The 21323-nt window shown below is 67.3% G+C and carries 23 protein-coding genes; 11 read left to right on the top strand and 12 right to left on the bottom strand.

Annotation, left to right across the window (positions count from 1 at the left end; genetic code table 11):
- Nucleotides 1-71: 71 nt before the first annotated feature.
- The gene (locus tag VJ897_RS10395) at nt 72-653 is read right to left on the bottom strand and encodes a GNAT family N-acetyltransferase (protein WP_324055547.1); all 582 of its coding nucleotides are present in this window, start codon (nt 651-653) and stop codon (nt 72-74) included.
- Nucleotides 650-1243 (bottom strand): molybdenum cofactor guanylyltransferase MobA, encoded by a 594-nt coding sequence (gene mobA, locus VJ897_RS10390; protein WP_324055546.1) that lies wholly within the window; start codon nt 1241-1243, stop codon nt 650-652. Before mobA ends, VJ897_RS10395 begins: the two co-directional genes overlap by 4 nt.
- A gap of 63 nt (nt 1244-1306) precedes the next feature.
- On the opposite strand from mobA, the gene VJ897_RS10385 reads away from it, so the two are divergent.
- Nucleotides 1307-2020 (top strand): AzlC family ABC transporter permease, encoded by a 714-nt coding sequence (locus tag VJ897_RS10385; RefSeq protein WP_324055545.1) that lies wholly within the window; start codon nt 1307-1309, stop codon nt 2018-2020.
- The gene (locus VJ897_RS10380; RefSeq protein WP_324055544.1) at nt 2017-2349 is read left to right on the top strand and encodes a branched-chain amino acid transport AzlD family protein; all 333 of its coding nucleotides are present in this window, start codon (nt 2017-2019) and stop codon (nt 2347-2349) included. Before VJ897_RS10385 ends, VJ897_RS10380 begins: the two co-directional genes overlap by 4 nt.
- Here VJ897_RS10380 and VJ897_RS10375 read toward each other — a convergent pair.
- From VJ897_RS10375 to VJ897_RS10360, 4 genes are all read right to left on the bottom strand, one after another.
- Nucleotides 2330-2944 (bottom strand): hypothetical protein, encoded by a 615-nt coding sequence (locus VJ897_RS10375; RefSeq protein WP_324055543.1) that lies wholly within the window; start codon nt 2942-2944, stop codon nt 2330-2332. The genes VJ897_RS10380 and VJ897_RS10375 overlap by 20 nt on opposite strands.
- 16 nt (nt 2945-2960) lie before the next feature.
- On the bottom strand, nt 2961-3095 hold the full coding sequence (locus tag VJ897_RS10370) for an aa3-type cytochrome c oxidase subunit IV (protein WP_324055542.1): 135 nt from the start codon (nt 3093-3095) through the stop codon (nt 2961-2963).
- Nucleotides 3096-3166: 71 nt separating this feature from the next.
- Complete coding sequence (locus VJ897_RS10365) at nt 3167-4258, bottom strand: MBL fold metallo-hydrolase (protein ID WP_324055541.1); 1092 nt, start codon at nt 4256-4258, stop codon at nt 3167-3169.
- Between the two features lie 16 nt (nt 4259-4274).
- The gene (locus VJ897_RS10360) at nt 4275-5975 is read right to left on the bottom strand and encodes an acyl-CoA dehydrogenase (protein ID WP_324055540.1); all 1701 of its coding nucleotides are present in this window, start codon (nt 5973-5975) and stop codon (nt 4275-4277) included.
- A gap of 111 nt (nt 5976-6086) precedes the next feature.
- Between VJ897_RS10360 and VJ897_RS10355 the strand changes: the two genes are divergently transcribed.
- Nucleotides 6087-7043, top strand: a complete 957-nt coding sequence (locus VJ897_RS10355; protein WP_324055538.1) for an L-threonylcarbamoyladenylate synthase — start codon at nt 6087-6089, stop codon at nt 7041-7043.
- On the opposite strand, the gene VJ897_RS10350 is transcribed toward VJ897_RS10355, so the two are convergent.
- Nucleotides 7040-7618: a YqgE/AlgH family protein gene (locus tag VJ897_RS10350; protein WP_324055537.1), complete on the bottom strand. Its 579-nt coding sequence runs from the start codon at nt 7616-7618 to the stop codon at nt 7040-7042. The genes VJ897_RS10355 and VJ897_RS10350 overlap by 4 nt on opposite strands.
- 103 nt (nt 7619-7721) lie before the next feature.
- Here VJ897_RS10350 and VJ897_RS10345 point away from each other — a divergent pair, with 103 nt between their 5' ends.
- Nucleotides 7722-8522 (top strand): protein-disulfide reductase DsbD domain-containing protein, encoded by an 801-nt coding sequence (locus VJ897_RS10345; protein WP_324055536.1) that lies wholly within the window; start codon nt 7722-7724, stop codon nt 8520-8522.
- Here VJ897_RS10345 and VJ897_RS10340 read toward each other — a convergent pair.
- From VJ897_RS10340 to VJ897_RS10325, 4 genes are all read right to left on the bottom strand, one after another.
- Complete coding sequence (locus tag VJ897_RS10340) at nt 8501-11896, bottom strand: efflux RND transporter permease subunit (RefSeq protein WP_324055535.1); 3396 nt, start codon at nt 11894-11896, stop codon at nt 8501-8503. The genes VJ897_RS10345 and VJ897_RS10340 overlap by 22 nt on opposite strands.
- Nucleotides 11897-11899: 3 nt before the next feature.
- Nucleotides 11900-13357, bottom strand: a complete 1458-nt coding sequence (locus VJ897_RS10335; RefSeq protein WP_324055534.1) for an efflux RND transporter periplasmic adaptor subunit — start codon at nt 13355-13357, stop codon at nt 11900-11902.
- 123 nt (nt 13358-13480) lie between these two features.
- A complete protein-coding gene (gene moaB / locus VJ897_RS10330; protein ID WP_324055533.1) occupies nt 13481-14023 on the bottom strand; it encodes a molybdenum cofactor biosynthesis protein B in 543 nt (180 codons plus the stop codon).
- Entirely contained in the window at nt 14020-14829 is an 810-nt protein-coding gene (locus VJ897_RS10325; protein WP_324055532.1) for a uracil-DNA glycosylase, read from the bottom strand. The genes moaB and VJ897_RS10325 overlap by 4 nt, the downstream gene beginning before the upstream one ends.
- 115 nt (nt 14830-14944) lie before the next feature.
- Here VJ897_RS10325 and VJ897_RS10320 point away from each other — a divergent pair, with 115 nt between their 5' ends.
- The 7 genes from VJ897_RS10320 to VJ897_RS10290 all read left to right on the top strand — a co-directional run bounded on the left by VJ897_RS10320 (nt 14945) and on the right by VJ897_RS10290 (nt 19841).
- Nucleotides 14945-15907, top strand: coding sequence for an aspartate carbamoyltransferase catalytic subunit (locus VJ897_RS10320; protein WP_324055531.1), 963 nt, complete (start codon nt 14945-14947; stop codon nt 15905-15907).
- Nucleotides 15904-16338, top strand: a complete 435-nt coding sequence (locus VJ897_RS10315; RefSeq protein WP_324055530.1) for a hypothetical protein — start codon at nt 15904-15906, stop codon at nt 16336-16338. The genes VJ897_RS10320 and VJ897_RS10315 overlap by 4 nt, the downstream gene beginning before the upstream one ends.
- A complete protein-coding gene (locus VJ897_RS10310; RefSeq protein WP_324055529.1) occupies nt 16335-16898 on the top strand; it encodes a hypothetical protein in 564 nt (187 codons plus the stop codon). Before VJ897_RS10315 ends, VJ897_RS10310 begins: the two co-directional genes overlap by 4 nt.
- Complete coding sequence (locus tag VJ897_RS10305) at nt 16895-17329, top strand: hypothetical protein (RefSeq protein WP_324055528.1); 435 nt, start codon at nt 16895-16897, stop codon at nt 17327-17329. Before VJ897_RS10310 ends, VJ897_RS10305 begins: the two co-directional genes overlap by 4 nt.
- Before the next feature lie 51 nt (nt 17330-17380).
- Nucleotides 17381-18652 (top strand): dihydroorotase, encoded by a 1272-nt coding sequence (locus VJ897_RS10300; RefSeq protein WP_324055527.1) that lies wholly within the window; start codon nt 17381-17383, stop codon nt 18650-18652.
- 12 nt (nt 18653-18664) lie between these two features.
- Nucleotides 18665-19273, top strand: a complete 609-nt coding sequence (plsY, locus tag VJ897_RS10295; protein WP_324055526.1) for a glycerol-3-phosphate 1-O-acyltransferase PlsY — start codon at nt 18665-18667, stop codon at nt 19271-19273.
- Between the two features lie 184 nt (nt 19274-19457).
- On the top strand, nt 19458-19841 hold the full coding sequence (locus VJ897_RS10290; protein ID WP_324055525.1) for a DUF805 domain-containing protein: 384 nt from the start codon (nt 19458-19460) through the stop codon (nt 19839-19841).
- A 41-nt stretch (nt 19842-19882) separates the two neighbouring features.
- Here VJ897_RS10290 and VJ897_RS10285 read toward each other — a convergent pair whose 3' ends face one another.
- Complete coding sequence (locus VJ897_RS10285) at nt 19883-21253, bottom strand: glutamate--cysteine ligase (RefSeq protein WP_324055524.1); 1371 nt, start codon at nt 21251-21253, stop codon at nt 19883-19885.
- Nucleotides 21254-21323 lie beyond the last annotated feature (70 nt).

Genomic DNA, 21323 nt, shown 5'->3' with positions numbered 1-21323 from the left:
TCGGTGGGTGCGCGCGGGACAGCAGGGCGGCGCGTCGCGCGGATCGGGGTGCGCAGGGTGGCGTCGGCGGCTCAGCCCACGCGGCGGATCATCGTCGTGGCACAGCGAAAGCCGAAGACGTACCGCAGCAGGCCCAGCCGGTGCTCTCCCCCGACAACGAAGCCCTGCCGTTCGTAGAGCGCGCGAGCGCGCGGATTGCTGTCGATCACGTCCAGTCGAAGTTCCGAGAACCCCCGGTCGGCGGCCTCCTGCGCGATGGCGTCCAGCAGGGCGGTGCCGATGCCCTGTCCGCGTGCCTCGGGGGCGACGATGATCCCGTCCATGACGAAGCGGTGGTTCTCGACCTCGCGTTCCAGCAGGCTCAGCGCGCCGGCGCGCAGCGGGCCGCCCAGCCGGCCGTAGTGCCGGACCATGTCGCTGATGTGGCCGCCCACGAAGGCGCCTCGGTAGGTCTTGAACCCTACCAGGCCCTGGATGCGCCCCGACCCGTCGCGCATCGTCAGCGCGTGGGTCGGGTCCATCGCGTCCTGCAGGAAGACCAGCGCCCGCCGCCGCGGGCCCATGACCCGGCCCAGCTTGTCGCCGAAGGCCCCCCAGTAGAGCGCGGCGATGCGCGGCCGCTCGTCCTCTGAAAAGCCGCGCGCCGGCGTCATTGCGAGGCGGCCAGCGCCGCCTCGGCCCGCGCCAGGTCCTCGGGCCGGTTCACGTTGAGAAACGACGAAGGCTCGGTCGCGGGGAAATGCGCCTGCGCCGCACCGTATTCACCGGTCCAGTCGGTCACTTTTCGCACCCCGTTTTCCAGTGCCGCGGACAGGTCAGGTCGCAGGTCCACCGGCCAGAGGCCGAATGTCGGATGCAGCCCGTCCTCGGCGGCCGCGATGGCCAGACCCACCGGGTGGCTTTCCCCCGCCAGCAGCAGGCGCGGAACAAGGTCGCAGGGAAAGAACGGCACATCCACGGGCACGGTCACGACATGCCGCGCGCCCATGGCCGCGGCCCAGTCCAGCGCGGCCAGAATACCGGCGAGCGGTCCGGCGTGCCCGGTGATACCGTCGGCCAGCTGCGTCAGGTCCGTCGCGAGCCGGGAATTGGCGTTCACCGCCAGCGCGGCAACCTGCGGGGCCAGCCGATCCACGGCGCGCTGCAAAAGCGTCTCTCCACCCAGCCTCACCATGGCCTTGTCCCGGCCGCCCATCCGGGTGCCGCGTCCGCCCGCGAGTATCACGCCCAGCGGCTGTGTCATCGGTTGCCATGCTCCCTGCAGCGCGATACGCGACCGTATTGCCTTGAACCATAGGTCAGTCCCGTGGCCCGATCCAAGCCGAAAAACACCTACCTGATGGGCATCCGCGATGCGCTGCCCTTCCTGCTGGTCGCGGGGCCTTTCGGGTTGCTCTTCGGGGTGGTGGCCGCCGAGTCGGGTCTCAGCGTGCCGCAGGCCATGGCCTTTTCCACCGTGGTCTTCGCGGGGGCGGCGCAATTCGCGGCCCTGCAATTGATCATGGACAACGCACCGATCCTGATCGTGGTGGCCACCGCGCTGGCGGTCAATCTGCGCATGGCGATGTATTCGGCCTGGCTGGCGCCCTGGCTTGGCGCGGCACCTTTGTGGCAGCGGGCCCTGGCCGCCTATGTGAACGTGGACCAGAGCTTTGCCTGTTCCGCCGTGCGTTTTGAACAATATCCGCAGTGGACGGTCGCGCAGCGCATGGCCTTTTTCTTCGGGGTGGTCACGCCGATCGCGCCGGGCTGGGTGGCGATGACCGCGCTTGGGCTCTGGCTGGGCGAGGGGGTGCCGGCCTGGATGGCGCTGGATTTCGCGATGCCGATCTGTTTCCTGGCCCTGATCGGGCCCATGATGCGGACGGCGGCGCACTTGGCGGCCGGGTTCACCTCGGTCGCGCTGGCGTTGCTGCTGGCGGGGGTTCCCTACAATCTCGGCCTGCTGGTCGCGGCGCTGGCGGCCATGGCTGTGGGCGCGCGGATCGAGCTGTGGCAGGCCCGAAGGGCTGCGGCATGAGCGACGCGACGATCTGGATCATTATCCTGGCAATAGGCATCGGCACCTTCCTGCTGCGGTTTTCCTTCCTGGGTTTGCTGGGCGGTGCGGACCTGCCCGAATGGGTGCTGCGGCACCTTCGCTACACGGCGGTGGCGGTCCTGCCGGGGCTGGTGGCGCCGCTCGTGCTCTGGCCCGGGGCGACGGGTGGTGACCCCGACGGCCCGCGGTTCGCCGCGGCCGTGGCGACGGTGGTGGTCGGATACTTCGCGCGCAACGTGCTGGCGGCCATCGGCGCCGGGGCGGTCACGCTATACGGTCTGCTTTGGCTTACGGGTCTGTCTGGATAGCCGCGTCGATGCGCGCGGCGGCGACGGACTTGTCGTCGCTGTCGGTCTCGCGGTATTCGCGCGTCTGCACGCCCGGCACTCTGGCGAACTGGTCGGCCAGGTTATTGGGGAAGAGGGTGGTGCGTATGAACCCGAACCCCGGCAACTGCGCCAGCATGCGAGAGGTGTGAACGGTGCAGAACGACTTGGGCGTCGGTCCGTTCTCCTGAACCAGGCGCAAGGCCAGCGCAGCGGTTGCGGGCGGGACCTCGACGTGCTGGATCTGCGTGTAATAGGTGATCCGCGAATGGTAGGAGATGTAGAACTGCTCGATCCGCGGGGTGATACCATAGTGAACGTCGTTGCGTTCGGGGATCGAGTCGTGGCCGAAGGTGCCGGCCGGGTCCCACAGGACGCGCTGGCTGGCATTGATCAGCAGCCCCGTGTGGGCGCCGTTGTCGCTGCCGGTGTTGCGCATGGTGTAAAGCGTCAGCGACTTGGGGCCGGGGTGCGTGTAGGCCTTGGCGGCAACAAATTCATCCGGAGCCCAGACTCGCGGTGCGCCGCAGGCCGCCAGCGCCAGTGGCGCGGTCAGGAGAAATTTGCGCCGGTCCATCTGCGATACGGGCCGGTCAGGCGCCGATCAGCGCGAGAAAGATCAGCACCACGATGATCGCGATGGTGGTCCGCACCGTGAAGGTCACGAATCCCTGAAAGGTCTTTTCGTGTTCGGTGGTGTCCATTTCACCATGCTTGTGCTGTGCCATGTCGGATCCTCGGGTGTGCAACTGCTATCAAGACGGCATGTAGCCCATTCCGGTGACCCTGTCAGCCCCGTTCAGACAGGATTGACCGCGGGTTGCACCGATCCGCCGCGCGTTCCGGTGTGACCTCGGCGGGCCTGAAACCACCAGGCGCCGTCTTCGCGCAGTTCGCGGGTGACGCGGCCGGTCTGGTAAAGGTTATTGAGATGGGCCAGTGCCTCGACCAGGGCCAACCCGTACTGGCTGCCGGAAATCTCGCGCTTGAAGATCGGCAGGAAGCAGTCACCGGCGCGGCGCGGCTCGGACAGGTGGCCCATCAGGCGGGCCAGCGCGCCGTGGTGGTTGTCGATCAATTGCGTCAACCGCAATGGCAGCCCGATGAAGGGCAGCTTGTGACCGCCCAGCACGAGGTGGCTGGTCTCGGCGTGGTCCTGGAACCGGGCGCAGCTGTCCAGCCATTCGGCCAGCGGATCGGCCTCGGGTTCGGTCGGGTAGACCCCGATATTGGGGCTGATCGAGGGCAGCAACTGGTCGCCCGACAGCACGAGGTCGTCATCGCGCGACCATAAGGTTGCCTGTTCCGGCGCGTGGCCGTTGCCCATCCGGATATCCCAATCGCGTCCGCCGATGCGGATCACCTGCCCCTCTTGCAGGCGGGTAAAGCCCAGCGGCAGCGGGTGGGTGCAATCGGCGAAATTGAAGGGGCGTTCGGCGCGGCGCGCTTCCAGCACCGCCGGGTCCATCCCGGCACGCTGGTAAAAGGTAATCGACCGGGCCGGGTAGGCGGGCTGTTCGTCAAGTTGCAGCATCCGCGCCATGAGCCAGCCGGTGCGCGGCATCGCCAGCTCCGCGCCCGCCTCCTGGAACCAGCCGGCCAGGCCCATGTGGTCGGGGTGGTGATGGGTGCATATGACACGGGTGACGGGCTTGCCTGCGAGCGGGCCGGCAAGGATTGAGTCCCAGATTCCGCGCGACTTGCGGCTGTCAAAGCCGGTGTCGATCACCGTCCAGCCGTCGCCATCGTCCAGCGCGTAGACGTTAACGTGATCCAGCGCCATGGGCAGCGGCAGGCGCAGCCAGAGCACGCCCTCGGCGATCTCGGTCGCCACGCCGTGATCGGGGGCGGTGTCCCACGGGTACCTGATGCCAGTCATGGCCTTGTTCATGGCCACGGACAGACCATCAGGCGCCCAGGTCGTCAAGCGTCAGTGACATGAGGTCTGCCGCCCCTGCGCGGGCCTCGGCCAGATGGGCGGCGTGTTCAGGCAGCAGGCGTGTGATGTAGAACCGGGCCAGCCGCGCGTGGCCGTCGTCGCCATGTCTTGCCGCCGACAGGTGGTAGTGCCCGCCAAGCACCCGGGCGAAGCCCATCAGGAAGGGGACCGCCCCGGCCAGGCGGTCGTCCATCTCGCGGGCGCCCAGCCATTCCACGGACTCGCGCAGGGTCTCGGCGGCCTCGTAGACATCGCGGGCCAGGTCGGGCAGGGCGCCCTTGGCGGCGTCGGCCCCCTCGCAGATCTCGTCGATCATGGCGATGGCGGCTTCGCCCCCGTCTGACATCTTGCGCCCGACCAGGTCGATCGCCTGAATCCCGTTGGTCCCCTCGTAGATCGCCGAAACGCGCACGTCCCGACAATACTGTGCGGCGCCGGTTTCCTCGATATAGCCCATGCCACCGTGCACCTGCACGCCCAGTTCGGCCACGCGGATGCCCGTCTCGGTGCCGAAGGTCTTGGTGATGGGTGTCAGAAGCGCGGCGCGCGCCTGCCACGCGGGATCCTCCGTCGCCGTGCCAAGGTCGATCGCCACGGCATTGGCAAAGGCGAGGGCGCGGGCGGCAAAGGTATCCGCCTTCATCGTGGCCAGCATTCGGCGCACGTCAGGGTGTTCGACGATGGCGCCGGTGCCGCCGGTCTTGCCCTGCTTGCGGTCCTTCGCATGGGCCAGGGCCTGCTGATAGGCGCCCTCGGCCACGCCGATTCCGTGGGTGCCCACGCCCAGGCGCGCGTTGTTCATCATGGTGAACATGGCTGCCATGCCGCCCTGGGGTTCGCCCACCAGCCAGCCAGTGGCGCCATCGTAATCCATCACGGCGGTGGGCGAGCCGTGCAGACCCATCTTGTGTTCAAGGCTGACCACGCGCAGGGAATTGCGCGCACCCGGATTGCCGTCCTTGTCGGGAATCCTCCTGGGGACCATGAACAGGCTTATGCCCCGGGTCCCCTTGGGAGCATCCGGCAGGCGCGCCAGAACAAGGTGGCAGACGTTCTCGGTGAAGTCATTGTCGGCCCAGGTGATATAGATCTTCTGGCCAGTGAGCGCGTAGGTGCCATCGCCGTTCGGCTCGGCGCGTGTGCGCAGGGCCCCCACGTCGGACCCGGCCTGCGGCTCGGTCAGGTTCATGGTGCCGCACCAGTCGCCTGAAATCAGTTTCGGCAGGTAGATCGCCTTGATTTCCGTGTCGGCGTGGTGTTCCAGCGCCTCGATCTGGCCCTGGGTCATCAGCGGGTTCATCTGCAACGCCAGGCAGGCCCCGCACATCATGTCGTTGACCGCGTTTGTCAGCGTCATGGGCAGGCCCAGCCCGCCATTGTCGGGATGGGCGGACATGCCTATCCAGCCGCCCTCGGCAATGGCGCGATAGCCCTCGGCAAAGCCCGGCGGCGTGCGGACAACTCCGTTGTCCAGCATGGCAGGGTGCAGGTCGCCCGCCCGCTGCAGTGGCGCCAGCACCTCGTCGCACATCTTGCCGGCCTCGGTGAGGATCGCCTCGACCATGTCGGGGGTGGCCTCGGCGAAACGGTCCGTGGCGCGGACCGCCTCGAAGCCCGCCACCTTGTCGAGGAGAAAGCGCATTTCCTGGACGGGGCTCTGATAGGGCATCGGGACCTCTCTGCGATGATGCTTGGATTCGCGGCGGGGGCCGGGTAAGGCGACCGGACCCTTGCGATACGCTAATACGCCGGAACCCTGCCGCAACCGAAACGCCACGTCATGACCGCCCAGCCCCCCGGGACAGAAACCGAGCACCTGACCGCCGACGCTGCCGGGCTGGACCGCGCCGCGGCACTGCTGGCAGCGGGCGGGCTGGTCGCGATCCCCACGGAAACGGTCTACGGGCTGGCCGTCGATGCGAGAGATGATGAAGCCGTCGCGCGGCTCTATCACGCCAAGGGGCGCCCGACTTTCAACCCGTTGATCGTCCATGTTGCCGATACCGAACAGGCCAGCGCGCTGGTCGCGATGCCGCCCGAGGCCGTACGATTGGCGCAGGACTTCTGGCCAGGTGCGTTGACGTTGGTTCTGCCGATCAGGCCGGACTCGGGGATTTCGCCGCTGGTCACCGCGGGGCTGGCCACGCTGGGTGTCCGGGTTCCCGCCCATCCGGTGGCGCGCGACCTTCTGCGCCGCACCGGGCCGCTGGCTGCGCCCTCGGCCAATCCGTCGGGGCAGGTCAGCCCCACCCGGGCAAGCCACGTGCTGGAGGGCCTGTCGGGCCGGATCGCCGCTGTCGTGGATGGCGGCGCCAGTACCGTGGGCGTAGAAAGCACCATCGTCGGCGTCCTGCCCGACCCGGTGTTGCTGCGCGCCGGTGGCATCCCCTCCGAGGCATTGGAGGCCTGCCTTGGGATGGGATTGTTCGTCGGCGGCGAGGCCGGCCAGCCGATTTCCCCCGGACAACTGGCCTCGCACTATGCGCCGAAGGGCGCGGTGCGCCTGAATGCGGCCGCGGCGGAACCGGGGGAGACGATGCTTGGTTTCGGTGATGTACCCGGAGACCTGACGCTGTCGGCCAGCGGAGACCTTGTCGAGGCGGCGGCAAACCTCTTCGCGCGGCTTCACGAGTTGAACCGGATGGGCGCGGAACGCATCGCCGTGGCCCCGGTTCCCGAGACGGGGTTGGGCCGGGCGATTAACGACCGGCTGCGCCGGGCGGCCGCGCCCCGTTAGGCGTGCCCGGCGGTATCCGACAGGGTCAGCGGATTGATTCCCAGCCGTTTCAGCGCGGCAGTCCATTTGTGTTCGTTGGCACGCCCGAACAGGATGTCGTCCGAGGCCGAAACAGTCAGCCAGCCATTCTGCGCGATCTCTGATTCAAGCTGTCCCGGTCCCCAGCCGGAATAGCCGAGCGCCAGAAGGCTGCGGCGCGGGCCCTCGCCCTTGGCGAGCGCTTCGATAACGTCCAGCGTCGCGGTCATGGCCACGCCGCTGCCCACGGTGATCGTTCCCTCTGGTGATATGAAATCGCTCGAATGAAGCACGAAACCGCGCGCCGTCTCGACCGGCCCGCCGAAGTGCACCCGCACGTCGGGCGCGTCGGAGGCGAGGGTTTCGGGTCCGATCTCCATCTGCTCCAGCAGTTCGGAAAACCTCAGTTCGGGGGCGGGCTTGTTCACGATAAGGCCCATCGCTCCGTCGCCTGAATAGGCGCAGACGTAGATGACGGAATTCGCGAAGCGCGGATCGCCCATGCCGGGCATGGCGATCAGCAATTGTCCGGTCAGGTCGTCGGGTTCTGGAGTCATGGAACAATGATGTGGTGCGCGGGCGCCACGCGCAAGGCCTCGCGAACCTCGGGCTGACCCAAACGTGACTTTCCATTCGCGGGCTACTGCGTATCTAGAAGGCATGATCCGATTTGCCGCCTCCCTGCCGCCGATCCTCTTGGCCGCCACCCCGCTCTGGTCCGATCCTGTCAGCGATATGGTGTCGGTCCGGGCGTTGTCTGGTTGGCGGATGGAGGACGGCCGCCACATGGCAGGACTGGAAATCACTCTGGCACCGGGGTGGAAGACCTACTGGCGTGCGCCGGGTGACGCGGGGATTCCGCCACTGTTCGATTGGTCGGGGTCCGAGAATATCGCGGGTGTTGCCTTTCATTGGCCGGTGCCACGGGTCTGGTGGTCGAACGGCATGCGGTCGATCGTCTACAGCGACCGCGTGGTGATCCCGATGGAATTCGACCTCGCCGAGGGCACGGGTCCGGCCCGCGCCGTGGCGCAGGTGCAACTGGGCGTTTGCGAGGATATCTGCGTGCCGGTGCAGGTCGGGTTCGATGCCGTGCTGCCCGAGCAGGGCAGCCGCAACCCCCGGATCGCGGCGGCGCTGCTTGACCTCCCGCGCACCGCCGCCGAGGCCGGGGTCGAGACTGTCCGATGTGGCCTGGAACCGGAGTCCGACGGCATGGCCGTGACCGCCCGCATCGAAATGCCCCCGATCGGCCGGCAGGAAAGCGTCGTGATCGAGGCGGGCCGCCCGGACATCTGGATATCGCAACCCGAGACCCGGCGCGCGGGCGATGTGCTGATCGCGCAGGCCGACATGGTTCAGGTCGAGGGCGGTGCCTTCGCGCTCGATCGTTCCGACATCCGGATCACCGTCTTTGGCGGCGGCACGGCCGTGGATATTCAGGGCTGCGGTGCCGACTGATCGCGCCGCGCGCCACGCAGTCCCAGAAACAGCATCGTCAACAGGTAAACCAACCCAAGCCAGGCCAGGGTCAGCGCCGCGAAAGCGGCCAGTGCAAGGGGGGTTCCGTTCAACATTGGCAGGGTCTCGGCCAGTGGCGGCAGGGCGCGGCCCGAGGCCAGCACCGGCACCACAAGCCCGGCAAAGGCCGCCGCGGCCCCCGCCGCGCCCAGCCAGCTTGGCCAGCGGATCGCGCCCTGCCCCGCGCGCAGCGCGCGCTTGGCCGCCCGCACCTGGTTTGCGATATCTTCCTGAATGGCCAGCAGGGCAGGGACGACGATCAGCACCAGCACCATGCCGAAGCCCAGCCCGTAGACCAGCGTGATGACCGTGGGCTTGAGGAACTCGGCCTGGCTCGACCCTTCGTAGAGCAGCGGCATCAGGCCCAGCACCGTGGTCATAGTGGTCAGAAGGACCGGGCGCAGGCGGTCGCTGGTGCCGTCGATGATGGCCGGGATCATCCCGCGCGTTTTCGCGTGTTCGTCGATCGTGGTCACGAGCACGATGGAATCGTTGATGATGATCCCGGTCATGCCCAGCAGGCCCACGACGGTGAACATGCTCATCGGGATGCCCCACTGGTAGTGGCCGTAGATCGTGCCGACCAGACCGAAGGGAATGATCGCCATGACGATCAGCGGCCTTGTCCAGCTGGAAAAGATCCAGGCCAGCGTCAGGAAGATACCTGTCAGTGTCAGGATCAGCCCGGTGCGGGCATCGTTGAGGAACTCGTTTTCCTGTTCGGCCAGTCCCGACAGAGAGGTGTCCACGTTGTAGCGTGTCCGGACATCGGGCAGGATCTGCTCCTCGATCAGGCGCGTGACCTCGGCGGCGCGTTCGGCGTCGTCGTCTGACAGGTCGCCGCTCACGGTGATCAGCTGGATGCCATTCTCGCGGTTCACGGTCGAAAAGCCCGTGCGCGTGTCGACCGTGACGAGATCGGCCAGCGGCACGTAATTGCCGTCTGGGCTGCGCATCTGGGTGCGATCGAGGAAATCCGCCGTCAGCTCGCCCTTGGGCAGTTCCACGCGAATCTCGGCGCTGCGGGCGCCCATCGGATAGGTCGCTGCCTCGATCCCGCCCAGCCGGTCGCGCAGGACGCGGCCCAGCCCGTCGATGGAAAAGCCCAGCGCCTGGCCCTGCGGCGTCAGTTCGAGGACCAGCTCCTCCTTGTCGTAAGACAGGCTGTCCTCCAGTGCCGAGACCTCGGAGAATTGCCCCAGTTCGGATTTCAGGTCCTCGGCCGCGGCCTTGAGCGTCTCCGAATCCGCGCCGTAGAGCTGGATGTCGATGTCATCGCCCCCCGGGCCGCTGGCCCAGGACCGGAAGCTGACCGTTTCCACCATGGGATGGCGACTGACGCGATCCTGCAGGTCGGCCACGAAAGCGAAGCTGGAATAGGGGCGCAGGTCGGCGTCGATAAGTTCGATCGAGATCGACCCCAGCTGGTCTGCATCCTTGGTCTCCGCGCCCGACAGCCCGCGTCCGGCATTGCCGCCGATCTCGGCGATGACATAGTCCAGTGGATTGTTGCCGTGTTCGTCAGCGTATTCCTTGCCCAGCGCCTCTGTCGATTCCTGCATGCGGCGCATCATCTCCAGCGTGTCAGCGCGTGTCGCGCCGGGCAGCATGGCGAAATTGCCGGTGACCGACCCCTGTTCGGGGGCGTTGAAGAAGCGCCATTGCACGTCGCCCTTGACGAAAAGCGCGACCTGGCTGGCCAGCACGACGAAAAGCCCCGCCATGACCGGGTAGCGTGCCCAGATCACACCTGCCATCAGTGGGCGGAAAAGAGTGCTGCGCACCCAGACGAAGCCGCGATTCACCACCCGCGAGGGCAGGTCGTACCAGGCGGTGCCCGATGATTTCTCCAGCGACTTGTACATGTGGTGCGGCAGGATCAGGAAGCACTCCACCAGCGACGCCACGAGCACCACGATCACGGTGAAGGGAATGTCGGCGATCAGGTCGCCGAAACGGCCGCCCACGGCCACCAGCCCCATGAAGGCGATGATGGTGGTCAACGTGGCCGAGAAGACCGGCTGGAACATGCGCCGGGCCGCGTTCTCGGCAGCCACTGCCGGGGGTTCGCCCAAGCGGTGGCGCGCGTCGGCGTGTTCGCCCACCACGATGGCGTCGTCGACCACGATGCCCAGCGTGATGATCAGTGCAAAAAGCGAGATCATGTTGATCGTCAGGCCCGCCACCAACATCAGCGCGATCGCGGCCGACATGGCCACGGGGATACCGGCGGCCACCCAGAAAGCGGTACGTGCGTTCAGGAACAGGAACAAAAGGCCCACAACCAGACCCAGCCCCAGCAGCCCGTTGCTGTAGAGGATGTCCAGGCGCCCGGTGATATAGTCGGCCCGCGCCCGGATCAGGTCGACGCTGGTGCCTTCGGGCAGGGTCGCCTCCATGGCGGCAGCGACCTCTTCGACCTTTTGCTGTATCTCGATGGCGTCGCCGCGGGCCGATCTGTCGACGCGCACGGTGATTGCCGGGTCCTCGCCCACGAAGTAGGCGCGTTCGCGGTCCACACCCTCGACAAGAACCGTGCCCACGTCACCGATGGTCAGCTTGCTTCCGTCGGGGTCCGAGCGCAGCACGATCCCGGCGATCTCGTCGGCGCTGCGCTTGGCCACGCCGGTTCGCACGCGGGCCGAACCGGACACATCGCCGGCCGGGTCGGTGCTCACCTCTTCGGCGATGGCCTCGGATATCTGGGCCATGGTCACGTCGTGCCGGATCAGCGAAAGTGACGGCACCTCGACGATGGTCGAGGGCGCGGCGACGCCGCGGATCGTGGTGCCGGTCACGCCCTCGGCGAAAAGCCGCGTGACCAGTTCATCGGCGAAACGGCCCAGTTGGTCCACCCCCACGGGGCCGGTGATGACCACGTCCGTCACGCGGTCTGACCAGGTGCCGCGGCGCACCTCCGGCTCCTCGGCGTCCTCGGGCAGGTTGCTGATCGTGTCCACGGCCAGCTGGGTGTCCTCGGTTGCCTTGGCCATATCGTAGCCAGGCTCGAAGTCCAGGGTGATCCGGGCGCTGCCCTCGCGCGAGGTAGAACTGGTTTCGGCCACACCCTCGACCGCCATCAAAGCGGGCTGCATCAGTTGCACGATGGCGGCGTCCACGTCCTCGGCCCCGGCCCCGTCCCAGCGCACGGACACAGAGACGCTGTCGATGATCACATCTGGAAAGAACTGCGCCCGCATCTTGGGAAAGGCGGTGATCCCGGCGGCCAGCAGCAGGATCAGCAAGAGGTTGGCCAGCGTGGCATGGCGGGTGAAGTAGGACAGAAGTCCTCCGACCGGGGTGCGCGTCGCCATGGATCAGCCTCCCATCCGGGTTTCCAGGCGGGTGACGACGTCGGCGGGCACCTCCTCCTGTTCCAGTTGAGACAGAACCCGGGCCTTGGCCTCGTCCGGCATCGGGCTGCCCTCGACGAAGGCCACCAGCTTTGCGCGGCGCTCGGGATCAAGGGCGATCACCTGCGGTTCGGCCGGTGCAGCCGAGGTGCGGTCCAGGTTCAGGGGCTGCACCTTGATGCCCGAGCCGAGCAGGGGCGAGCGTTCCGCGACGATGCGCTGCCCGGCCAGGTCGGGCGCGCGGATGATCACGTTGTCCCCTTGGCGGCGCAACAGGGTCACCGGCGCTTCGGCCAGGCGGTTCTCGGCGTTCAGAACCAGCACTGTATCGTCGGCGGCCACGGCCGTGGCGGGCACCAGCGCGACGCCGTCCAGCGGTGGTTCCATAACCGAGACCGTGACGAAATCGCCCGGCCGCATCCCGGCGGTGTCCTCCAGCGTGGCAAAGAGCACGCGCCCGGTCTGTCCCTCGCCCACAAGCGCACTTTCGCGGGTGACGGTTCCCCCGGCCGTCAGGTTCAGCCCCTCGACGGCGAGCGAGACGGTGACCTGCGCACCCACGGCTGTCCCGTCGGCTTCCAGCAGCCGGGAATATTGCGACGTGGACAGTCGAAACGAGACTTCCAGCCGGTTCGGGTCGATCAACTGGCCCAGTCGTTCGTTGGCCGTCGCACGGATTCCGGGCGAGGCTGTGACCTCGGCCAGCGACCCGGCGAATGCGGCGTGGATCTCGGTGTCGGCCACGGTGCGCTCGGCCTCGTCGAGGTCGATCCCCGCGCGGTCCAGCCGGGTGCGTGCCTGGTCGACGCGCGCCTCGGCCTGGGCAAGGGCCTGGCGGCGCGACAGAACAGCTTGTTCTGCGGTCGAGACGGCCAGTTCGGCGGTCTCGACCGCCGCGGCGGTGCCCACGCCGCGGTCGGCCAGGTCGCGCTGGCGTGCCAGGGCGCGACGGCGCAATTCGGCCTGGTCCTCGGCGGCGGCCAGCTCATCGCTTGCAAGGGTCAATGCCCGTTCGGCGTCGCGTAGTTCGGCCTGCGCATCCTGCATGTCGGCGCGGCTTCGCGCGAGCGCCGCGCGGGCATCGCTGGGATCGATCCGCACGAGCAACTCGCCCGCTTCGACCCGGCCACCGTCGCGGAAATTCTCGGATACCTCGAGCACCGTGCCGCCCGCAACGGCGCGCAGGTCCAGCGTGCGGGCGCTCTCCAACTCGCCGAAAAGGGTCAGCTCGGGCGCGATGGTTTTCGGCTGCACCTCGACCACGTTGACTGACAGGACCCGCTCGCGTTGTTCAAAGCTGCGGGGTTCGGCGTTCATGCGCTCCTGCACGGCAAGCCGCACGGTATTGCCCGCCCAGGCAAAGAGCGCGAGCGTAAGCGCCAGAAGGAAGATGCCGACAAGGCTGCGGCGAAGAAACTGCATGTGCCCCTCTCTGGATCACTGCGACTGGGCCGGTCCTTCGCGGCCCAAACAATATTGAGTTCTACGCCGTCAGGACCGGTTCCGATCACATGCGGCGGATTTACACTGCTACGCGCGGGCTGCTCATTTCCGTCGATTGCCTTCCTCCAGCCGCGGGGAAATCTCCACGAAGTTGCAGGGCCGGTGGCGATAGTCCAGCTGATATGCCAGGATTTCGTCCCAGGCATCCTTGCAGGCACCGGTGCTGCCCGGCAGGGCGAACAGGTACGTGCCCCCAGCCACACCGCCCGTGGCGCGCGACTGGATTGCGCTGGTCCCGATCTTGTTCATCGAGACAATGGTGAAAACCGTGCCGAAGGCGTCGATCTCCTTTTCATAGACTTCTCGGTGGGCTTCGACCGTCACGTCGCGCCCCGTAAGGCCGGTGCCGCCGGTCGAGATGACGACGTCGACCCGTGGGTCGGTGACCCAGCCGCGCAGAACGTCCGCGATGGTGGCACGGTCATCCTTGACGATGCGGCGGTCGGCCAGAACGTGCCCCGCGCCCGTCAGCCGGTCGACAAGGGTCTGGCCCGAGCGGTCCTGGTCCAGCGAGCGCGTGTCGCTGACCGTCAGCACGGCTATGCGGAGAGGAATGAAGTCTCGCGTGTCGTCGATGCGGCTCATGTCGGATCCTTCAGGCGGGCCCTGAGCGTCAGCAGGTCGGCCCAGGCTTCGCGCTTGGCCGCAGGGGTGCGCAGCAGGTAGGCCGGGTGGAACATGGGCAGAACGGGCAGGTCCAGCGCCCGCGCCCAGTGCCCGCGCATCCGGGTGATGCCGGACCGGCCCAACAGCGCCTGGCAGGGCGTGTTGCCCATGAGCACAAGAATTTTCGGCGCTGCCATTTGGATGTGGCGCTCCACGAAGGGCAGCATCATGGCGATTTCCGTCTTGTCCGGCGTGCGGTTCTGCGGCGGCCGCCAGGGAAGGATGTTGGTAATATAGACCGGGGCCTCGGTGCGGTCGCGGCCGCGGTCGATGGCCGCCAGCATCCGGTCGAGCAACTGGCCCGCCCGCCCCACGAAAGGCAGGCCCTCGCGATCCTCGTCGCGGCCCGGGGCCTCACCCAGGATCATCACCGGCGCGCCGGCGATCCCGTCGGCAAAGACAAGATTGCGCGCCCCGGCCTTGAGATCGCAGTGGTCGAAGTCTGCCATGGCCGCGCGCAGACCCGCGAGGTCCTGCGCCGCGCGCGCGGCCTCGCGCGCGGCGGCGATGGCGTCCACGGGGGGCGGGGCGCTCCCGGGCTCGGCGCGGGGCGCATCGGTCGGCGGTTGCGGCGTCACCTCTTGCGGTGCGTCCGCGGATCGCGGCGCGGTGCCGGCCAGCTCATAGCGGTTCACCGTCTTGTCCTGGATGGCTTCGTCAGCGCCCATCTCGATCTGCCAATCGAGAAGCGCTTTCGCGGTCCAGTAATCCAGTGCCGATTCCATGGCGCCACTCTACCCCCGCCGGGGGCCGGGCAAAAGCCATGCTGCTTGCCCCCGGGGCGGGGCGCACCTATAACCGCCACAGCCACGCCCACGGCACGGACAAGGGGAAGACGCCATGACCTTCCGCGCGGAGCATCTTCTGGGGATCGAGCATCTCTCGCCGGCGGATATCACCGTGCTTCTGGACCTTGCCGACCAGTATGCACAGCACAATCGCCAGGGCCGTGCCCATCGCGACGTGCTGGAAGGGCTGACCCAGATCAACATGTTTTTCGAGAATTCCACGCGCACCCAGGCCAGCTTCGAGATCGCAGGGACCCGACTGGGCGCAGACGTGATGAACATGGCGATGCAGGCCAGTTCGGTGAAGAAGGGCGAGACGTTGGTCGATACGGCCTTGACGCTGAATGCCATGCGGCCGGACCTTCTGGTGGTGCGCCATCCGCATTCGGGCGCCGTCGACCTGCTGTCGCAGAAGGTCGAGTGCGCGGTGCTCAATGCCGGGGACGGGCGCCACGAACACCCCACCCAGGCGCTGCTGGACGCGCTGACAATACGCCGCCACCATGGCCGGCTCCACCGGCTGTCCATCGCCATTTGCGGCGATATCGCGCACAGCCGTGTGGCGCGCTCCAACATCCTGTTGCTGGGCAAGATGGAGAACCGCATCCGCCTTGTCGGCCCACCCACTCTGATGCCTGCCCAGGTCGAGGATTTCGGTGTCGAGGTGTACCACGACATGGCCGAGGGCCTGCGCGACGTCGACGTTGTCATGATGCTGCGGCTTCAGCGCGAGCGCATGGACGGTGGCTTCATCCCCTCGGAACGTGAGTATTTCCATCGCTACGGGCTGGATGCCTTGAAACTGGCCCATGCCAAGGACGACGCCATCGTCATGCACCCGGGGCCCATGAACCGCGGGGTCGAGATCGACGGCACCATCGCCGATGATATCAATCGCAGCGTGATCCAGGAACAGGTCGAGATGGGCGTCGCCGTGCGCATGGCGGCCATGGACCTGCTGGCCCGCAACCTGCGCGCCCGCCGCGGGGCACGGGCCGCAGGGGTGATGGCGTGACGGCCAGTGGCGGTACCGGCCCGGTCCTGCACGAGGGGGAAGAAGTGATCTTCGATCACGTGCCGTCTCTGCGGTCTTTCCAACTGACCGCGCTTGTGCTGCTGGGGCTGACCTTGTTGCCGGCCGCGGGCTTTGCGGCGGTCTTCCCCGACAGTTTCTGGCCCGCCGTGCCCTTCTTTCTGACCTGCATGATCCTCTTGCAAGAGCGGTTTCGGCTGGGGCGTCACCGCGCCTGGATCACATCCCGGCGTATCGTGTTGCAAGAGGGCGAAGAGATCGCGATGAAGGATGTGGACAGGGCCGTGCCGCGCGGCAACGGCGTCCGTGTGACCTGCCGTCGCGGTGCGCGCCGGCGGCTGCGGCTGTCTTATGCTCCCGACAGGCCCGCACTTGCGCGGGCGATCAACACCGTCGCGCAGGAGGCGTCATGACCGACCAACTGGCCATACCGGCCGCCGGGGTGCGCTCCGTCTGGGTCTTCACCGCGGACCTGCCCGAGGCGGACCTGGAGGAGTTTCGAGGCGCGGATGACGCTCCAGGGACCGACCGCGACTCTCGGCTGGAGCAGGCAGTGGGCGCGGGGCGGCTGGCCCCGTCGCACGTGGAACTATTCATGGCCGAGACCATGGCCGATTACGGACTGAGCGATTACCTTGTCGAGGCCAACGGAATGGACGCGTCCAGCGTGGACCCCGACCGCGCGCGGCTCGACGCGCTGAGGGGGCCGGTGCTGCTGGTCCTTTCGGGCGCGCTGGCGGATGGCATCGACCGGCTGGAGCCGAAGGCGCCGCTGACGCTGGTCGGCCGCTATACCGAGACGCCGAATTTCACGCTGCGCCCGCCCCTGCAATCCGTTGCCGCACCGGGGTCCATCGCGGATGCTCCTCCGGTCAAGCGTCCCTCGGACGCGGCCATGTCGGGGCGGATCGCGGCGCTGGCGCTGCTGGTTCTGTTCCTTGTCGTCGGCATGATGATCTGGGTGGGGGCATGACCGACTATCAACTGACACCAACGGTCGACCTGGCCCCGAACGAAAAGGTTAAGGCCAGTTTCACCGCCGACCGCATGACCTACTGGCGCGACATGGCCTGGATGGCGGTGGTTGCGATGCTGGCGGGCATGGGCGTGCTCTGGGCCATCGGCAACCCGCATGTCTGGACCGGTGCCATCGGGGGGCTCGCGGCAATCGCCCTGCGCGGCTGGTATGTCATGAGCGACGAGATGGGCGTGCGCTGGGACCTGACCGATCGGCGCCTGCTGGGCCCGGCCGGCCGCGACATCGCGCTGCGCGAAATCGAGAAGGTGCGCCGGCTCGGTTCGGCGGTTCAGGTCGTCACCCGTTCCGGGGACAAGCACCTGGTCAAGTACCAGGCCGACGCTCCCGCGGTCATGGCGCAACTCGAACGCGCGAAAAGGGGCTGAAATGAGCGAGCCGCAGGTGACCGGGCCATGCCCGGCGGCACGGGGAACGACATGAAGACCCTGATCGAGAACGCCCGGCTGATCGATCCCGAAGCCGGCACCGAGAGTCGGGGTGCGGTCCTGATCGAGGGCGCGTGCATTCGGGATGTAATCACCGGTGACACCGCCGGCATCGAGGCCGCCCGCCTGGACGCGGACGGCAAGTGCCTTGCGCCCGGGATCGTGGACATCGGCGTGAAGGTCAGCGAGCCGGGTGAGCGCCACAAGGAAAGTTTCGCCAGCGCGGGCCGGGCGGCCGTCGCCGGGGGCGTGACCACCATCGTGACACGCCCTGACACGGTGCCCGCCATCGACACGCCCGAAACGCTGGAATTCGTCGAACGCCGCGCGAGCGCGGACACGCCGGTGACCGTGCTGCCCATGGCCGCGCTGACCAAGGGCCGCGAGGGCCGCGAGATGACCGAGATCGGTTTCCTGCTGGACGCGGGCGCCGTGGCCTTTTCGGATGCTGATCGGGTCGTGACCGACACGCGGGTCTTTGCCCGGGCGCTGACCTATGCGCGCTCATTGGACGCGCTGGTGATCGGTCACGTGCAGGACCCGGGGCTGTCGGCGGGGGCGGCCGTGACCAGCGGCAAGTTCGCCTCGCTGCGGGGGCTGCCGGGGGTGTCGCCAATGGCCGAGCGCATGGCGCTTGACCGCGACATCGCGCTTCTGGAGATGACCGGCGCCGCCTACCACGCCGACCAGATCACCACCGCCCGCGCCTTGCCCGCGCTGGAACGCGCCCGGCGCAACGGGCTGAACATCACCGCAGGGGTCGGCGTGCATCACCTGACCCTGAACGAGATGGACGTGGCTGACTATCGCAGCTTCTTCAAGCTCAAGCCGCCCCTGCGCGCCGAGGACGACCGGCAGGCGGTTGTCGAGGCCCTGGGGGCAGGTCTGATCGACGTCATCTCGTCGATGCACACCCCGCAGGACGAAGAATCCAAACGCCTGCCCTTCGAGGAAGCCGCAAGCGGCGCGGTGGCCCTTGAGACCCTGCTTCCGGCGGCGCTACGGCTGGTTCACGCCGGCGCACTTGGCCTGCCGCAGCTGTTCCGGGCGCTTTCACTGAACCCCTCGGCGCGGCTTGGCCTCGACAGCGGCAGACTGGTCAGGGGTGCGCCCGCAGACCTGGTACTGTTCGACCCCGATGCCAGCTACCGGCTCGACCGGGCCACGCTGGAATCGAAGTCCCGGAACACGCCCTTTGACGGTGCCATCCTGCAGGGCAAGGTACTGGGCACCTGGTCGGGGGGACAGCGTGTTTACGGCTGAACGGGGAGCACCATGCCCGAGATCGTGACCTCGCTTCCCGTTCTCGGCCTCTGGGCGCTGATCGGCTACCTTGTGGGCTCGGTCTCGGCGGGTCTTGTCATGGCGCGGCTGTTTGGGCTGGGCGACCTGCGCAGGATAGGATCGGGCAATATCGGCGCCACGAATGTCCTGCGCACGGGCAACAGGCCCGCGGCGGCCCTGACACTGGCGCTGGACGCGGGCAAGGGCGCTATCGCGGTTCTGCTGGCCCGCGCCTTCGTGGCGGGTGACGCGGTGCAGCTGGCCGGGCTGGCCGCCTTCCTGGGCCATTGTTTCCCGGTCTGGCTGGGCTTCCGCGGCGGCAAGGGGGTGGCGACCTTCCTGGGCACGCTGCTGGCGCTGTTCTGGCCGCTGGGGCTGGCGGCCTGCGCGACCTGGGCGGTCATGGCGGCGGTCTTTCGCATTTCGTCACTGTCCGCGCTGGTGGCGGCGGTGCTGGCCCCGCTCTGGGCGGTACTGCTGGGCCGGGTGGATCTTGCCATGCTCTGCGTCGTGCTGGCGGCGGTGATCCTTCTGCGCCACGCCGATAACATCGGCCGCATCCTGAAAGGCACCGAAAAGCGGATCGGGGACAAATCCTGAGACCTCTCCTTCTGTGCCTGGTTCTGTAGGCCGTGCTTGCCGCCCGTGCCGCCGAACATTGCCCGATGGACGGCGTCGGGGCGGGCAAGTGGTCGTGACGCGGCTTTTCATCATTGACCTGTCGCCCCAGGATGGCGAAGTCTGGGTGCGTCATCATGACGCTGTTAAAAAAGGAGTTTCATTCATGGATTTCACGACAGCCGTCCGTACCGCGCTGCTAGAGCGTTACGCGGATTTCCGGGGACGCTCCAGCCGGTCGGAATACTGGTGGTTTGTCCTGTTCAACATTCTGGTTCAGATATTCCTGAACCTGCTGACCAGCATGGCTGCGGCCTTCGCCTTCCTGTCACTGATCGTCATGCTCGGCCTTCTTGTCCCGGGAATCGCGGTTGGCGTGCGCCGCCTGCACGATCTTGGCAAAAGCGGGTGGTGGCTGCTGCTGGGCTTCATCCCGATCGTCGGCGTCATCGTGCTGATCTACTGGTTCATCCAGCCTGGTGAGGATCAGCCCAACGACTGGGGCCCAAACCCGCTCGGCCCCGTCAACCCGGCCCGGACCTTCGAGTGATGCGATCTGCCCGGTTCCGTGCTGGACCGGGTTCGGCACCCTCAGTAGCTGAAATCTTCGTAGATCCGGGACAGGTCGCCGTTCCAGGCGCCGTTGTAGGCGGCCAGCAGTTCGTCGGCCGGGGTCTGGCCCGTTTCGATCGTGTCCTCGAGCGCGTGCAGGAAGTGGCGTTCGTCCACCACCATGCCGCCCAGACCGGGCCGGGCGCGGGCCTTGAGCCCGCCACGGGCGATGTCGACGACCTCCTTGGCCAGGTCCTGCATTGTGCGCCCGCCGACCCGGGCCTGTAGGCCTTGCACCGAGGCCTCCACCCGCCAGGCCTCGCGCGTTTCCGCATCCCAGTCCTTGACCAGATCCCAGGCGTTATCCAGTGCGGACTGGTCATACATCAGCCCCACCCAGAACGCGGGCAGCGCGCACAAGCGCCGCCAGGGGCCGCCGTCTGCGCCGCGCATCTCGATGAATTTCTTGATCCGGGCCTCGGGGAAGATCGTGGTCAGGTGATCGGCCCAGTCCGACAGCGTCGGCACCTCGCCCGGCAGGGCTGGCAGCCGGCCGTCCAGGAAATCGCGGAAGGACTGGCCCAGGGCGTCGATATATTTGCCGTCACGGTAGACGAAATACATCGGCACATCGAGCGCGTAGTCGACCCAGCGCTCGAAGCCCATGCCCTGTTCGAAGACCCAGGGCAGCATGCCGGTGCGGTCTGCGTCCAGGTCGCGCCAGATGCGACTGCGCCAGCTCTTGTGGCCGTTCACCTTGCCCTCGAAAAACGGTGAATTGGCGAACAGTGCCGTGGCGACCGGCTGCAGGGCCAAGGCTACGCGCAGTTTCTTGACCATGTCCGCCTCGGACCCGAAGTCCAGGTTCACCTGCACGGTGCAGGTCCGGTACATCATTTGTGTGCCGTGGGTGCCGACCCGGCCCATGTAGTCGGTCATCAGCCGGTAGCGCCCCTTGGGCATCATCGGCATGTCGTCTCCCGTCCAGATCGGAGCCGCGCCAAGGCCGATGAAGCCCGCGCCGATCTCGTCGGCGATGTCCTTGACCTCGCGCAGATGGGTATTCACCTCGTCGCAGGTCTGATGGATGGTTTCCAGCGGCGCGCCGGACAGTTCCAGTTGCCCGCCCGGTTCGAGAGACACATTGGCCCCGCCCTTTTCCAGCCCGACGATGTTCTCACCCTCGAAGACCGGCGCCCAGTCATAGCGAAATCGCAGCCCTTCCAGCATGGCCTTGATCGAGCGTTCTCCGTCGTAGGGCAGGGGACGCAGGGTGTCGGTGCAATAGCCGAACTTCTCGTGCTCGGTGCCGATGCGCCAGTCTGCCTTCGGTTTGCAGCCCGCTTCGAGATAAGCGGCAAGCTGGTCGCGGCTTTCGACGGGGCCGCCGCCGGTCTGGGGGATGGACATGGGCGCGCGCCCCTCTCGTTCTTGCGTGTGTCAGGTTCGTTAGGTGCATCGCCCCACCGGGCAAGTCAAT

It is taken from the genome of Salibaculum sp., assembly GCF_035270045.1.
Lineage (GTDB): Bacteria > Pseudomonadota > Alphaproteobacteria > Rhodobacterales > Rhodobacteraceae > Salibaculum.
The sequence above is the reverse complement of the archived record's forward strand: the minus strand, read 5'-3'. Positions and strand labels throughout refer to the sequence as shown.